The 14,984-nt window shown below is 66.3% G+C and carries 10 protein-coding genes and 1 tRNA gene; 1 reads left to right on the forward strand and 10 read right to left on the reverse strand.

Annotated elements, in window-relative coordinates:
* Nucleotides 1-7: 7 nt before the first annotated feature.
* The 10 genes from FIU94_RS00655 to FIU94_RS00700 all read right to left on the reverse strand — a co-directional run bounded on the left by FIU94_RS00655 (nucleotide 8) and on the right by FIU94_RS00700 (nucleotide 11,447).
* Complete coding sequence (locus tag FIU94_RS00655; protein ID WP_152463947.1) at nucleotides 8-958, reverse strand: alpha/beta hydrolase; 951 nt, start codon at nucleotides 956-958, stop codon at nucleotides 8-10.
* Nucleotides 955-2,820 (reverse strand): acyl-CoA synthetase, encoded by a 1,866-nt coding sequence (locus tag FIU94_RS00660; protein WP_152463948.1) that lies wholly within the window; start codon nucleotides 2,818-2,820, stop codon nucleotides 955-957. Before FIU94_RS00660 ends, FIU94_RS00655 begins: the two co-directional genes overlap by 4 nt.
* Nucleotides 2,821-2,967: 147 nt before the next feature.
* Nucleotides 2,968-4,770 carry an ABC transporter transmembrane domain-containing protein gene (locus FIU94_RS00665; protein ID WP_152463949.1) on the reverse strand — a complete coding sequence of 601 codons (1,803 nt, stop codon included), beginning with the start codon at nucleotides 4,768-4,770 and terminating at the stop codon, nucleotides 2,968-2,970.
* A gap of 98 nt (nucleotides 4,771-4,868) precedes the next feature.
* Nucleotides 4,869-4,942: transfer RNA gene (locus tag FIU94_RS00670), tRNA-Gly, on the reverse strand.
* Between the two features lie 89 nt (nucleotides 4,943-5,031).
* A complete protein-coding gene (locus tag FIU94_RS00675; RefSeq protein WP_152463950.1) occupies nucleotides 5,032-6,066 on the reverse strand; it encodes a pyridoxal-phosphate dependent enzyme in 1,035 nt (344 codons plus the stop codon).
* A gap of 36 nt (nucleotides 6,067-6,102) precedes the next feature.
* Complete coding sequence (locus FIU94_RS00680) at nucleotides 6,103-6,675, reverse strand: hypothetical protein (RefSeq protein ID WP_152463951.1); 573 nt, start codon at nucleotides 6,673-6,675, stop codon at nucleotides 6,103-6,105.
* Nucleotides 6,675-8,915 carry a xanthine dehydrogenase family protein molybdopterin-binding subunit gene (locus FIU94_RS00685; protein ID WP_152463952.1) on the reverse strand — a complete coding sequence of 747 codons (2,241 nt, stop codon included), beginning with the start codon at nucleotides 8,913-8,915 and terminating at the stop codon, nucleotides 6,675-6,677. Before FIU94_RS00685 ends, FIU94_RS00680 begins: the two co-directional genes overlap by 1 nt.
* A gap of 2 nt (nucleotides 8,916-8,917) precedes the next feature.
* Entirely contained in the window at nucleotides 8,918-9,376 is a 459-nt protein-coding gene (locus tag FIU94_RS00690) for a (2Fe-2S)-binding protein (protein ID WP_152463953.1), read from the reverse strand.
* Nucleotides 9,377-9,764: 388 nt separating this feature from the next.
* A complete protein-coding gene (locus FIU94_RS00695; protein ID WP_152466898.1) occupies nucleotides 9,765-10,892 on the reverse strand; it encodes an S-(hydroxymethyl)glutathione dehydrogenase/class III alcohol dehydrogenase in 1,128 nt (375 codons plus the stop codon).
* A 102-nt stretch (nucleotides 10,893-10,994) separates the two neighbouring features.
* On the reverse strand, nucleotides 10,995-11,447 hold the full coding sequence (locus FIU94_RS00700) for an Lrp/AsnC family transcriptional regulator (RefSeq protein WP_152463954.1): 453 nt from the start codon (nucleotides 11,445-11,447) through the stop codon (nucleotides 10,995-10,997).
* Between the two features lie 131 nt (nucleotides 11,448-11,578).
* On the opposite strand from FIU94_RS00700, the gene FIU94_RS00705 reads away from it, so the two are divergent.
* The gene (locus tag FIU94_RS00705) at nucleotides 11,579-14,977 is read left to right on the forward strand and encodes an indolepyruvate ferredoxin oxidoreductase family protein (RefSeq protein ID WP_152463955.1); all 3,399 of its coding nucleotides are present in this window, start codon (nucleotides 11,579-11,581) and stop codon (nucleotides 14,975-14,977) included.
* Nucleotides 14,978-14,984 lie beyond the last annotated feature (7 nt).

Raw genomic sequence — 14,984 nt, forward strand, 5'->3', positions numbered from 1 at the left:
CGCGGGGTCAGCCGTGAACCTTCCCATAGGGCCAGTCGCCACGCCCCAGCGCGGCGATCCCTTCGACCACCCGGTCGAAGAAGACCGCGGCACGCGACGACATGCTGCGCGCCCGCAGGCAGCCATGCACCATCCCCGGCTCGTTGAACCAGACCGCCTGCCCGCCCGCGGCGCGCAGCTTGTCGCGGTAGGCCTCGCCGTCGCTGGCGAGCGGGTCGCATTCCGCCGTGATCAGCACGCTGGGTGGCAGACCGGAAAAGTCGCTGTCACTTAGCGGCGCATAGCGCGGGTCATCCACGGGCGGCTCGGCCCCGCCGGTGCGGACCTTCTGATAGAACGCCATGTCCGCCAGGGTCAGCTGGGGCGCTTCGGCATGTTCCACGTAGGACCCCTGCCCCCAGTCGCCGCCCAGACCGGGATAGATCAGCACCTGCCCCACGATCCGGCCCTTCGCGCCCTGCCGCGCCTGATGCGACACAGCGGCGGCCAGGTTGCCCCCCGCGCTGTCCCCCGCCAGGATCAGCGGCCCCGGATGCACCCGCGCAATGCCCGTAAAAGCCGCATAGGCATCGTCGAAACAGCCGGGAAAGACGGTCTCGGGCGCCAGCCCGTAATCGACTGAGATCACGCGGTACCCCGTCCGGTCGCAGAGCGCGGCGCAGACGTCATCGTGGCTCTCCAGCCCGCCCACCACGAAGCCGCCCCCGTGGTAATAGACCACCGTAACGTCCGTGGGCGTCTTTTCGTAGATGCGGCAGGGCACGGCGCCATAAGGCAGGTCGCGCACCATGATACCCGGCGGCCTGCCCTGGTCGAAGATCCGGCACATCGCATCGTAGACGCGCCGCTGATCCTCGATGGACAGATCGACCGCATCCGGCGGATAGGCCGCGTCGAGCCTTTCGATATAGGCCCAGGTCTCGGCGTCGATCAGTGTCCGGTAGTCAGGCTGGCTCACGCAGGGTCCCAGGGCCGGGTAAAGCTGTCGAGAACCGCGCCGACCGCGTCGTTGGAGGCGCCGTTCATGCTGACCTTGGCCACCAGGCCGCGCTTCTTGTCGTCCACCACATGGTCCACCCGCGCCGCGCAGTCCGCGTCCTTGAGCGCCGCGTCATAAATCCGCGTAATCGCGTCCTTGCGCAGATCGGGCTTGAAGATCTTGCCCACCGCCGTCTTGGGCAGCTCCTTCATGATGGTGATGTGCTTGGGCTGCGCCGCGCGTTCATGCACCTTGTCGACGGCATAGGCCAGCAGTTCCTCCTCGGTCACTTCCGAGCCTTCGACAAGTTCGACGTAGGCGCAGGGCAACTCGCCCGCATGGGCGTCCGGCTGGCCGATGGCCCCGGCAAAGGCGACCGCGTCATGGCCCAGCAGCGCCTCCTCGATCTCGGCGGGGTCGATGTTGTGACCGCCGCGAATGATCAGGTCCTTGGAGCGGCCCGTGATCCACAGATACCCGTCCGCGTCCATCCGGCCCAGATCGCCGGTCCGCAGGAACCGCCCCTCGTAATAGAGATCCTTGTTCTTTTCCGTCTCGGTATAGGTGTTGCCGACATAGACACCGGGGTTCGACACGCAGATCTCGCCAATCTCGTCGACGCCAAGTTCCTTGCCGTTGCTGACGATCTTGACCTCGGTATAGGGAAAGGGAATGCCGATGGAGCCGACCTTTTTCACCCCGTCGATGGGGTTGCCCGACACCAGGCAGGTCGCCTCGGTCATGCCGTAGCCTTCGACGATGGTCATGCCGGTTGTCTTCTCGAACCGGCGGAACAGTTCCAGCGGCAGCGGGGCCGAACCGGAGAACGCTGTCTTGACGGTCGAAATGTCCGCATCCACCGGGCGCTGCATCGTCGCTGCCAGCGCGGTGGGCACCGAGACGACAAATGTCACCTTCCAGCGTTCCACCAGCTTCCACAGGTTGTCGAACACGCCTTCGCCCCGGTAGCCCTGCGGTGTCGGGAAGACGATATGCGCCCCCGACGACAGCGCGCCCAGCAGCATCACCTGGCAGGCCATGACGTGGAACAGCGGCAGCGGGCACAACATCACGTCGTCCTCTGTCAGCAGCAGTTCAGAGCCGACCCAGCCGTTGTAGATGGTGCCGGAATACAGGTGCTGCGCGACCTTGGGCATGCCGGTGGTGCCGCCGGTGTGGAAATAGAAGGCGACCCGGTCCTCCTGCACATCCTCGAATGTCAGCTCCTTGGGCTGCTTCGCGATCTCGGCGTTGAAGTCCAGGTACTTGGCCTGATTTCCCACCATCCCCTTGGGCCGGATCAGCGGCACGATCCAGGATTTCGGCGGCGTCAGGTAACGCACCAGGTCCACCTCCAGCACCGTGTGCACGCCGGGCGCCTGTTTGACCGCCTCGGCGGTCTTCTGGGCCACGTCGGTCTTGGGGAAGGGCCGCAGCGTGACCACGACCGATGCCCCCGTTTCGCGCAGGATCGACCCGATCTGGTCCGCATCCAGCAGCGGGTTGATCGGATTGGCGATGCCTGCCACGCCCCCGCCGAGCAATGCCAGCACGGTTTCGTTGCAGTTGGGCATGACATAGGCCACCACGTCCTTTGGCCCGACCCCGAGAGAGCGGAGCAGGTTGGCCGTCTGGCTGACCTTGTCCTTCAGCTGGGTCCAGGTAAACGTCTCTGCCTTGTCTTTCGGCCCCGACAGAATCTGATAGCTGATCGCCTTGTGGTCCGGAAACCTGGTCGCGGTGCGGTCGATCAGCCCATACAGCGTCTTGGGCACATCCCGTTCCGCCCAAGGCATTTCGCTTTCGATCTTCTTGCGATCTTCGATACCACTGTAACCCATGATCTATCCTCCCCGATTGCCGGTTTCCGGCTGAATTTTTCCAATCCGAAGGATGCGATGAAAACCTGCTTTCCGCAAGGTGATGTCCACCCGTGACGCAGGGGCAGCCGCAATGACGCAGCGGAAAACCCGCGCAGGCGGGCGGGGTTACTCGGCGGCGATGCCGTCGGTGAACTGCAGACGGGCCAGCCGGGCGTAAAGCCCCCCATTGGCCACCAGCGTATCGTGGCTGCCCATGGCGACCACGCGCCCGGCCTCCAACACCACGATGCGGTCGGCCTTCTTGACCGTGGCCAGGCGGTGCGCGACGATCAGGGTCGTGCGGTCCCGGCTCAGCGTGTCGACGGCGCTCTGCACCGCGCGCTCGCTCTCGGCATCCAGCGCGCTGGTCGCCTCGTCCAGCAACAGCACCGGCGCATCGCGCAGGATGGCGCGGGCAATGGCGATGCGTTGTTTCTGCCCCCCCGACAGCATCACGCCACGCTCGCCCAGGTAGCTGTCGTAGCCCTCGGGCAAGGCCGAGATGAAATCATGCGCGGCGGCGGCCCGTGCGGCGGCTTCAACCTCTGCATCCGTGGCGTCAGGTCGGCCGAAGCGGATGTTTTCAGACGCGGTCGCGGCGAATATCACCGGATCCTGCGGCACCAGCGCGATGGCGCGGCGAAAGGTGTCGCGCGCCACATCGCGCAGATCCACCCCGTCCAGCGTGATACGGCCCGATGCCGGATCGTAGAACCGCAGGATCAGCTGGATGATCGTGGTCTTGCCCGCGCCGGACGGCCCGACAAAGGCCACCGTCTCTCCCGGCTGGATGTCCAGCGTGACCCCGTCGAGCGCGGCAGTCCCGGGCCGGGCGGGATAGGCGAAATGCACGTCCTCGAACGAGATATGGCCGCGCGCCGGTTCCGGCAGCGCCGCCGCGGTAGCCGGGTCCTGCACCATGTCTTCGGCATTCAGCAATTCGACCAGCCGTTCCGTCGCGCCCGCCGCGCGTTGCAACTCGCCCCAGATCTCGGACAGGGCCGCGACCGCGCCGGCGACCATGACCGCGTAGATCACGAATTGCACCAGTGCCCCCGGCGTCATGTCGCCCGCGCGCACGTCGTTGGCGCCGATCCAGAGCACCCCGACCACGCCGCTGAAGACAAGGAAGATCACGATCACCGTCATCGCCGCGCGGGTCTTGATCCGGCGGCGCGCCGCGTCGAAGGACCCTTCCGTCATCCGGGCAAAGGCGTCGCGGGTGACTGTTTCATGGGTAAAGGCCTGCACCGTCTGCACCGCGCCCAGGCTTTCCGATGCGTTGCCCGACGAGGCCGCGATCCAGTCCTGGTTCTCGCGGCTGATGACCCGCAACCGGCGCCCCAGGACCAGGATCGGGATGATCACGGCAGGCACGATCAGCAGCACCAGCCCGGTCAGCTTGGCCGAGGTCAACAGCATCAGTGCCAGACCGCCCACGAAGATCAGCGCATTCCGAAGGGCGATGGAGACGGACGACCCGATAACGCTGAGGATCAGCGTCGTGTCGGTGGTGATCCGGCTCAGCACTTCACCGGTCATGATCCGTTCGTAAAAGGCCGGGCTCATGGAGATCACCCGGTCGAACACCGCGCGGCGAATGTCGGCCACCACCCGTTCGCCCAGCCGCGTCACCAGCGCATAGCGCAGCCCGGTGCCCACCGCCAAAAGCGCCGCGATCCCCAGGGCGGCCAGGAAATAGCGATCCAGAAGCTCCGTCTCCGCGACGCGGAAATTGTCCACCACCCGGCGCACCGCCAGCGGCAGGGTCAGCGATACCGTCGCCGTCAGCACCAGTGCCAGCACCGCCATCGCCATCAGCCCCCGATAGGGCCGCATGAAGGGCATCAGCGACTTCAGCGCGCCGATCCGCCGCGACTTTTCGCGTTCTTCGGTCTGGGTCGGTGCGGGTGCGGGAGTGCGTGCCATGCGTCGTCCTTTGTGTCGTGACGTGTCATGGCGCGGCAACAGGCGCGGGTCAAGCGCCCGAGGTGTCGCAGTCATTGAACAGGTGGAAAGCGGCAGGTTGGAGCGGGCGACGGGAATCGAACCCGTATCATCAGCTTGGAAGGCTGAGGTCTTACCATTACACAACGCCCGCGCTACCCCGGAGTTAAGTCATCCCGTCCGAAGCGTCAAGCCGGGGCATGGCAGCTTTGTGCCGTCCCCCGGCTGGCAGGGGGCTTTTGTCTACGTCTCGGGCCCCTCGCTGAGAACACACAGCACGGTCGATTCCGCCGTCAGCTCCAGCGCCGCGCGTCCGGCGTCGTCCACCGCCAGCAAGGCAGACAGCCCCGCCGCCCCGGACGGCGTCGAAGCAAGCCCGGCGACCATCGCCGTCCCGGCGCCCACCTGCGCCTCTTCCTCGGTGATCAGCGCAAAGGCATCCGCATCCCGCGCCAGCCCCTTCAGGGCGATGTGCGACGGCACCTTGCAATCGAGCCGTCCCATGATGCTGACCGGCCCCTGCGCGGTGACAACCCGGCCCGCGGCAACTGAATCCCGCAGGCAGGGCGCCGCTTCGGGCTCGACCACCACGATCCGGGGGGCATCGCCCCATGCCGCCCGCGCCAGCACCGCGCAGGCCGCCGCCAGCCCGCCGACACCGGCCTGAACAAAGACATGGCTGGGCGCCACCGGCATCTGGCGTATCGCCTCTGCCATGAGCACGAGGTAGCCCTCCATCACCCGCAGCGGCGTTTCGGTATAGCCATCCCACGACGCATCCGACAGCAGGTGCCAGCCCTGCGCCTGCGCTTCCATCTCTGCCGCCGCCATTGCCGCCTCGTAGGTTTCGCCCACCCGGCGTACCTCGGCGCCCTGCTCCTGCAGGCGTTCGGCAAAGGCGTCGGGCACCGTCTGCGCGATATAGATCACCGCCCGCGCGCCAAAGGCCGCCGACCCTGCGGCGACCGACAGCCCGTGATTGCCCGCGCTGGCGGTGACATAGGTGCGTCCCCGCGCCTCTGCCCCGTGGCGGGCTATCACATGGGCCGCCCCCAGGGCCTTGAAACTGGCTAGCCCCATGCGCCCGCGCTCATCCTTGACCCAGACCTGCGCCACCCCGGCCTCCACCGCGATGGCCTCGGCCTCGACCAGCGGGGTTTCCGCCGCCACGGGACAGCGCGCCAGCAGCGCCTCCACCCCGGCGGGATCCGACAGCGGATAGGGCACATCCCCCAACCCCGAAACGGCGACCGGGCGGGCGACCTTCAGAACATCCATGTGTCACCGCTCCGGCCCGACCGACCCGCTATCGGGTCAGTCGCAGGGGCCACCGGCGGCCCCCCAGATCTCCACATCGCGGGCGATGTCCTCGGGCGTGCCATCGGGCGCAGAACGTCCAGCGCCGGGCGCGTAGCCCCAGGCGACAAAGGCCGAGGTGCGCAGATGCTCGGCCAGTTCGGCAAAGTCGTTGCCATCGTTCGTGTCGGGGTCGCGCATCTGGGCGCAGACCTCTGCACTGGTGCGGCCCAGCCATTGCAGCTCGACCGGCGCCAGCCGCCATGCGTCGTCGATATGCGGCGGCGCATGGGGCACCGCGTTGGGCCGGTCGGCGGAGATATGACAGGTCCGGCAGGGCATGCTCAGCGCGCCGATCCGGGTCTCGTCCGCCATCACCCCCATGCCGTGGACGGTATCGGGCCCGTACCCAAGGCCGTTCCACATCGGCACATTGCTTTCGCCCACATGGCAGTTGGTACAGCGCGGGTGCGACACCTTTTCGAATATCCGCTCCCACGCCGCCAGCCCCTCGGCCCGGCTGGCGGTGGTGGTGGTGTCCTGTGCGGCCAGCGGGGTGGCCAGCAGGAATGCGGCGATCAGCAGGCGCATCAGACGAAATCCACGTGTTTCGAGAACGGCAATTCGCGGATGCGCTCGCCCGTCGCGGCAAAGATTGCGTTGCCCAGCGCGGGCGCCGCGGGCGGCACCCCCGGTTCGCCGATGCCGCGGATCCGGTCGCCGTTTTCCAGGCCGCGCACCACGATCTGCGGCGTCTGGTACAGGCGCATCCCCTCGAAGACGTGGTAGTTGTCCTGCTGGGCCACGCCATCCGCATAGGTCAGTTCGCAGTTCATCGCATGACCCAGCCCCCAGATGACGCCGCCGGAAAGCTGCGCCTCGAAGTTCACCGGGTCCAGCACCCGCCCCACATCGGCAGCGACAAAGACCTTGTCGATGCGGATGCCGCGATCGGTCCGGCTGACCTCCACCACCTCGGCAACCGGCACGCCGAAAGACAGGGTGAAGGCGACACCGCGCCCGCGTCCTGCCCCCGGGTCGCTGCCCCAATCCGACATCTCGCCCACCGCTTCCAGCACCTTGCGCGACGTGTCATGCCGACACAGGCGCAGACGTTCCTCCAGCGGATCGGCCCCGGCGGCGTGGCACAGCTCGTCCAGAAAGCACTCGTGCAGGAACCCGTTGCCCGAGGCCCCGACGGACCGCCACGAACTGACCGGGACCATCGGCGGCACGCGGTATCCCGTGACCCGGTAGTCCGGAATGGCATAGGGCTGATCCCAGGCCCCCGCCACGATGGCCACATCCGGCCCGATGGCGGGCTGGCCCAGCCGCTCTAGCGAAGACGCCGACACCGAGGGCGCGGCGATGCCGAGGTCGTAGACCGCGACCTGCCCCCCCGCCACCGCCCCGCGGGCCCGGCTGATCGCCAGCGGGCGGGGGAAGTCGTGGGTCATGTCCTCTTCCCGGCTCCAGACCATCTTGATCGGCGTGTCGGGCATCTGGACCGCGATTTCCACCGCCTGGCGGATGTAATCGTCCTCCAGCCGCCGACCGAAGCTGCCGCCGGACATCAGCACATGAACCCGCACCGCCTCTGGCTCCAGCCCCGCGACGGCGGCGGCGCCGTCCTGGACAAAGCGGGGGATCTGCGTGCCGGTCCAGATGTCCAGCACGCCCTCCGACAGGCGCACGACGACCGACATCGGCTCAAGCGGCGCATGCGCCAGGTAGGGAATGCGGTACTCGGCCTCCAGCACCTCCGCCCCCTCCAGCGCGGCCGCCACGTCGCCCTCATCCTTGAACCGGCTGTCCTGCCGGTCATCGACAAAGGACGCGGCCACATCCGCGAACTGCGCGGCGCTGTCGCCTTGATAGGGCGACGGGCCCCAGTCCGCCTTGACCGCATCCGCCGCCCGGAAGGCACGCCAGGTGTTGTCCGCAACCACCGCGAAACCGCCCGAGATCGGCAGGATCGCCTGGACGCCGCGCATCTGCTCGGCCTCGCCCGCGTCAAAGCCCAGGATGCCGCCGCCCAAGGCCGGATTGGTGCGGGTGGTGGCATGGACCATCCCCTCCATCCTCAGGTCGATGCCATAAGGCTGGGTGCCGGTCGATTTCGCCACGATGTCCGTGCGCTGATGATCCCTGCCCAGCGCCCGCCACTCGGAGGGGTCGCGCAGGTTCACATCCTGCACCGGCTCGATTTCGGCCGCCGTGGTCGCAAGATCGGCATAGGCCAGCCGCATGCCGTCGGGCAGCACCACCGCGCCGCCCTGCGTGCTCAGCTGGTCACGCTCCAGCCCGGTCTGGCGGGCAGCGGCGGCCAGCAGCGTCTCACGGGCGACGGCCCCCGCGTGGCGCAGGCGCTCGTACATGTCCGGCACGGTCGAAGACCCGCCCGTCAGCTGCAGGCCCATGACCTTGGCCATCACCTGTGCCGCGCCGCGCCCCGTGCGCGCCATCAGCGTGTCCGAGGTCGCCGCGATGGGAAATCCCTCTGCCGCCACCACGCTGTTGTAATAGGCGGGCGAGGGCATGCCCGGCTCAATCCGCACATCTGCCAGGTCCACATCCAGTTCCTCGGCCAGAAGATGCGCCTGGATCGAATAGGCCCCCTGCCCGACATCGGCACGCGGGGTAATCAATGTCACCCCCTGCGCATCCACCTTGACGAAGGGGTTGAACGTGGCCTCGCCCGGTTGCAGATCGGCTTCAAGCGGGTTCTTCACGTCGCGTTTGTAGAGATAGGCGCCAAAGGCGACGCCCCCCACCACGGCGACCGACCCCACCAGGAATGTGCGCCGCGCGATTGTTCTGGCCCGCCCCATGCTCAGACCCCCTGCAATTTGGCTGCGGCGGTTTTGACAGCGGCACGGATGCGCGGATAGGTCCCGCACCGGCAGAGGTTCCCGCTCATCGCGGCGTCGATCTGGGCGTCCGTCGGTTCGGGGTTCAGATCAAGCAAGGACGCCGCCTGCATGATCTGACCCGACTGGCAATAACCGCACTGGGCGACCTGATGTTCAACCCAGGCCGCCTGCACCGCATGCAGCGCCACCGGCGTGCCCAACCCTTCGATCGTCGTCACTTCGCCGTCGACTTCACCGGCAAGCAACTGGCAGGACCTGACGGCAACCCCGTCGACGTGAACGGTGCAGGCCCCGCACTGCGCGATCCCGCAGCCGTATTTCGGTCCGGTTATTCCCAGCTCATCGCGCAGCACCCACAAAAGCGGCATGTCCTCTTCGACATCCACCTCGTGGTCCGCCCCGTTGACGCGCAGCCGCATGATCTGTCTCCTGCTGATCCTCTGCACCCAGCTTAACGCCTGATACGGGCAGGTAAAGGACATGAAATCCGCGCGCCGGATGACGGCACGGCAGTTCCCCAGCTTTGAGGCACTCGTTTTCCATGTCGTCGCGCCGCCCGATCCGACATCCGCGCAGCGAAACAGAAATGATCAGCGACAAAGAAGGTCGGCGCGTGCCGGACGTCCGGCACGGCGGCAGCGCGGGCGTGACGGCGCGGAAGGCGGCCCGCCTGTTCGCAGTTCCTGGTCAACACACCCTGGCCAAAAAGAAAGAACCGGCCAGTCCCCGCGAAAACGGGTACCGGCCGGCCTGAGGTCAAACGTCTTTGAGGGGCCAGTGCGGTGACACCCTGCCGGTGTCAGTCCCCTAGAACTCCACCACCGCGCGAATGGACTTGCCTTCGTGCATCAGCTCGAACCCCTTGTTGATCTCGTCCAGCGTCAGCTTGTGCGTGATCATCGGGTCGATCTCGATCTTGCCGTCCATGTACCAGTCCACGATCTTGGGCACATCGGTACGGCCCTTGGCACCGCCGAACGCCGTCCCCTTCCAGACCCGTCCTGTGACCAGCTGGAAAGGCCGGGTCGAAATCTCGGCCCCTGCCGGGGCGACACCGATGATGACGCTCACCCCCCAGCCGCGGTGCGAACATTCCAGCGCGTCGCGCATCACCTTCACATTGCCCGTCGCGTCAAACGAATAGTCGACACCGCCGAAGGGGTCCTTTTCGGTCTTGGTCAGGTCGATGATCGCCTGGACCGTGTTCTCGACCTTGGACGGATTGACGAAGTCGGTCATGCCGAACTTCCTGGCCATCTCCTGCTTGTCGTCGTTCAGGTCCACGCCGATGATCTTGTCGCAGCCCGCCATGCGCAGGCCCTGGATCACGTTGAGGCCGATGCCACCCAAACCGAAGACCGCCGCGGTCGAGCCGATTTCGACCCCCGCGGTGTTGATCACCGCACCGATGCCGGTGGTCACGCCGCAGCCGATGTAGCAGATCTTGTCGAATGGCGCGTCATCGCGCACCTTGGCCAGCGCGATCTCGGGCATCACCGTGTGGTTCGCAAAGGTCGAACAGCCCATGTAGTGGTGGATCGGGGTGCCGTCGTCAAAGGAGAAACGCGACGTGCCGTCGGGCATCAGCCCCTTGCCCTGCGTGCCCCGGATCGCGGTGCAGAGATTGGTCTTGCCCGACAGGCAGGCGGCGCATTCGCGGCATTCGGGGGTATAAAGCGGGATGACATGATCCCCCGGCTTCAGCGTGGTCACACCCTCGCCCACTTCCATCACCACGCCCGCGCCCTCATGGCCCAGAATTGCGGGAAACAGCCCTTCCGGGTCATCGCCCGAGCGGGTGAATTCGTCGGTATGGCAAATACCGGTCGCCTTGATCTCGATCAGCACTTCGCCCTTCTTCGGTCCCTCCAGGTTCACTTCCATGATTTCCAAGGGTTTTCCCGCCTCAAGGGCGACGGCGGCACGGGTCTTCATCATGCGGTATCCTCCGGTGTTGAATTTGTCGCAAAAGGCCCGTCCCGCACCGCGATGTCAAGCGGCAGGCAACGCAGGCGGGGAATTTAGATGCGCCGGGGTTCAGCCACCCAGCGGCGCGTTCGCCTTGATCCGCCGCAACACCACGTTTGTCTGGGCCGAATTGACGGCGGGTTGCAGGAACAGGAATTCCTCAAGAAAGCCGTTATAGGCGTCGATGTCCCGGCACAGGACCCGCAGGTGGTAATCCGCCTGCCCCGTGGTCGCGTAACACTCCGTCACCTCTTCGCGCAGCTGGACCGCCGCGATGAAGCGCGCCAGCGCCTCGGTGTCGTGCCGGGTCAGATGCACATGCACGATCGCCTCGAACCGCAGCCCCATGCGCGCCGGGTTCACCAGCGCGCCGTAGCGTTCGATCACCCCGGCATCCTCAAGCGTCTTGACCCGACGCCAGCACGCGGAGGTGGAAATGTTCAACTTTTCCGCCAGCTGAGCGTTTGACTGGCGGGAATCCTGCTGCAACTGGTGAAGGAGCTTGCGGTCGATGTCATCCATGAGCTTTTGAACAACCTTTTCGTAAATCAGCCATTTTCCGGAAATCGAATCCAGAATTCCGGCAATTCACCGCGAAGATAGACAGGAAAAACCCCGAAGACCATGCTAACCTGACCTTTCAGGAGGATACCATGACCAAGCAGGACCAGACGTTTCCCACCTACAAGCTGGACGACCGCTACGCGCTGCCGCGCGGGCGTGTCTTCATGACAGGCACGCAGGCGCTGGTGCGCATCATGCTGGACCAGGCGCGGCGCGATCGGGCCGCGGGGCTGAACACCGCCGGATTCGTCTCAGGCTACCGCGGCTCCCCGCTTGGGGGGCTGGATCAGGAGATGTGGCGCAACAAGCCGCGCCTTGACGAGGGCCGCATCAGGTTTCTGCCCGCCGTGAACGAAGACCTTGGCGCGACCGCCGTTCTGGGGGCGCAGCAGGCCCACCTGGACCCCCATGCCGAGGTCGAAGGCGTCTTTTCCATGTGGTACGGCAAGGGACCGGGCGTGGATCGGTCGGGCGACGCGCTGAAACACGGCAACGCCTATGGGTCCGCGCCCAAGGGCGGTGTGCTGGTGGTCGCGGGTGACGATCATGGCTGTGTGTCTTCCTCCATGCCCCACCAGTCCGACGTCGCATTCATGTCGTGGTTCATGCCGACGCTCAATCCCGCCAGCGTCGCCGAATATCAGACCTTTGGCGAATACGGCTTTGCCCTGTCGCGGTTCAGCGGCACCTGGGTCGGGTTCAAGGCGATCTCCGAAGCGGTGGAATCGGGCGCGTCGATTGATCTGGCCCACGACCGGGACTTCGTACAGCCCGATTATACCGCCCCGCAGGGCGGGCTGCATGTGCGGCTTGGCGACCTGCCCTCGCCGCTGATCGAGACCCGGCTGCATGACAAGCTGCAAGCCGTCGAAGCCTTTGTCGAGGCCAACCCCATCGACCGGCGCATCTACGACCTGCCCGATGCGCCCTTCGGGATCGTGACCACCGGCAAGGGGCATCTCGACCTGATGGAGGCACTGCGCCTGCTGGGCCTGACCGAGGACCGCTGCCGCGCGCTTGGCATCGACATCTACAAGGTCGGCATGGTCTGGCCGCTGGCCCGCCGCGACGCGCTGGCCTTTGTCCGTTCCAAGCGCGAGGTGCTGGTGATCGAGGAAAAGCGCGGCATCATCGAAAGCCAGTTCAAGGAAGCGTTCTACGACTGGCCGGGGTCCAAGCCCAAGCGCATGGTCGGCAAGCACGACGAGAACCTGGAAGAACTGGTGCCCTGGACGGGCGAGCTGTCGCCGCTGAAACTGGTGCCGATCCTGGCCGCGCGGCTGCACGCGTTCTTTCCCGACGAAGGCTTGCAGGACAAGGCCCACGCGCTGACCGACACGCCGCCTACCCTGCTCAACGTGCCGGGGGCCACCCGCACGCCCTACTTCTGCTCGGGATGCCCGCACAACACCTCGACCAAACTGCCCGAAGGCTCCACCGCCAATTCCGGCATCGGCTGCCACGTCATGGCGTTCTGGATGGACCGCGACACCGCCGGTTTCGCCCAGATGGGCGGCGAAGGTGTGCCGTGGATCGCCACCTCGATGTTCAACGGCGGCAAGCATGTGTTCCAGAACCTCGGTGAGGGAACCTGGTATCACTCCGGTTCGCTGGCGATCCGGCAGGCCGTCGCCGCCAAGACGAACATCACCTACAAGGTGCTCTACAACGACGCCGTCGCCATGACCGGCGGACAGCCCGTAGACGGCCCCGTCTCGGTCAACGCCATCGCCCAATCGGCCCGTGCCGAAGGCGTTGACCGCATCGCGGTCGTCTCGGACATGCCGGAAAAATTCATCCGCTCGGACTTCCCAAGCGGGACCAGCTTCGACCACCGCCGCGACCTCGACACGGTACAGCGCGAACTGCGCGAGATTCCGGGCGTCACGGTCCTGATCTACGAACAGATGTGCGCGACCGAGAAACGCCGCAAGCGCAAGCGCGGCACGCTGGAGGACCCGCCGAAGTTCGTGATGATCAACGATCTGGTCTGCGAAGGCTGCAACGATTGTTCACTGGAATCCAACTGCCTGAGCGTGGAGCCGAAAAAGACCGAATTCGGGACCAAGCGCCAGATCAATCTCAGTACCTGCAACAAGGATTACTCGTGCCTCAATGGCTTCTGCCCGTCCTTCGTGACGATCGAGGGCGCCACCCGCCGCCGCAAATCCGGCGCCGGTTTCGACGTGGCAGAAATGGCCGCCGCCCTGCCCGCCCCCGACCTGCCCCGGCTCGACGCGCCTTATGACCTTCTGGTCACCGGCGTCGGCGGCACGGGTGTCGTGACCGTGGGCGCGTTGATCTCGATGGCCGCGCATCTGGAGGGCAAAGGCGCCTCCGTACTCGACTTCACCGGCTTTGCGCAGAAGTTCGGCACGGTGCTGGGCTATGTGCGCCTCGCCAACCGGCCCGACGATGTGCATCAGGTCCGGATCGAGCAAGGAAGCGCCGACGCCGTCATCGGCTGCGACATGGTGGTCAGTTCGGCGCCCAAGGCGTCGGCCCACTACCGCAAGGGCACGCGGATCGTGCTGAACCGCGCGGAAATGCCCACCGGCGACCTGGTGCTGAACCGCGATGCGCATCTGGCGATGGACACCCGCGAGGCGGTGATCGCCGATGTGGTGGGCGCGGACAACCTCGCCGCCTTCGACGCCAACGCGATGGCCGAACGGCTGATGGGCGACGCGGTCTTTGCCAATGTGATGATGCTGGGCTTTGCCTGGCAAAAAGGGCTGGTGCCGGTCTCGCTCCCCGCGCTTCATCAGGCGATCGAGCTGAACGGCGTGGCCCCCGACCGCAACAAGGATGCCTTTGCCTATGGCCGTGTCATGGCGGCGGCCCCGGATAAGCTGGAACTGCCGCGTGCGGCAGAACCGGATGACACGGTTCAGGGCCTGATCGACCGGCGCATGTCCTTCCTGACCGACTACCAGAACGCAGGCTACGCCCGGCGCTATGCCGACACGCTGGCCCGCTTTGCCGAAGCCGGGGCCAGCGACGACATGCAGCGCGCGGCGGCGAAATCGCTGTTCAAGCTGATGGCCTACAAGGACGAATACGAGGTCGCCCGCCTGCACAGCCAGACCGGCTTTGCCGACCGCATCGCCGAGGAATTCGAAGGCGACTACAAGGTCAAATACCACCTTGCCCCGCCGATGTGGCCCACCGGCCATGACACCCGCGACCGCCCGTTCAAGAAAACCTTCGGGCCCTGGATGGGCGCGGCCTTTGGCGTTCTGGCGCGCCTGAAGGGCCTGCGCGGCAGCTGGGCGGATGTGTTTTCCTACGGGGCCGACAGGCGGATGGAGGTGGCGCTGATCGGCTGGTACGAGGACCTGCTGCACCGGGTGGCCCGCAGTGCGCTGCCCGAAGAGGACAAGCTCGCCCTGCTCGCCGCGCCGATGGACATCCGGGGCTATGGCCCGGTGAAGGAAAAGGCGGCTGAAAAGGTCCGCGCCGAGGTTGAGGCAGGTCTGGCGGCGTAGGTTCCTA

Source organism: Sulfitobacter sp. THAF37 (assembly GCF_009363555.1).
GTDB lineage: Bacteria > Pseudomonadota > Alphaproteobacteria > Rhodobacterales > Rhodobacteraceae > Sulfitobacter.

Bases quoted from the DNA above. Each gene is read 5' to 3' on its own strand.
- FIU94_RS00660 (WP_152463948.1), bottom strand. From the start codon at position 2,820: ATGGGTTACAGTGGTATCGAAGATCGCAAGAAGATCGAAAGCGAAATG.
- FIU94_RS00665 (WP_152463949.1), bottom strand. From the start codon at position 4,770: ATGGCACGCACTCCCGCACCCGCACCGACCCAGACCGAAGAACGCGAA.
- FIU94_RS00675 (WP_152463950.1), bottom strand. From the start codon at position 6,066: ATGGATGTTCTGAAGGTCGCCCGCCCGGTCGCCGTTTCGGGGTTGGGG.
- FIU94_RS00680 (WP_152463951.1), bottom strand. From the start codon at position 6,675: ATGCGCCTGCTGATCGCCGCATTCCTGCTGGCCACCCCGCTGGCCGCA.
- FIU94_RS00685 (WP_152463952.1), bottom strand. From the start codon at position 8,915: ATGGGGCGGGCCAGAACAATCGCGCGGCGCACATTCCTGGTGGGGTCG.
- FIU94_RS00690 (WP_152463953.1), bottom strand. From the start codon at position 9,376: ATGCGGCTGCGCGTCAACGGGGCGGACCACGAGGTGGATGTCGAAGAG.
- FIU94_RS00695 (WP_152466898.1), bottom strand. From the start codon at position 10,892: ATGAAGACCCGTGCCGCCGTCGCCCTTGAGGCGGGAAAACCCTTGGAA.
- FIU94_RS00700 (WP_152463954.1), bottom strand. From the start codon at position 11,447: ATGGATGACATCGACCGCAAGCTCCTTCACCAGTTGCAGCAGGATTCC.
- FIU94_RS00705 (WP_152463955.1), top strand. From the start codon at position 11,579: ATGACCAAGCAGGACCAGACGTTTCCCACCTACAAGCTGGACGACCGC.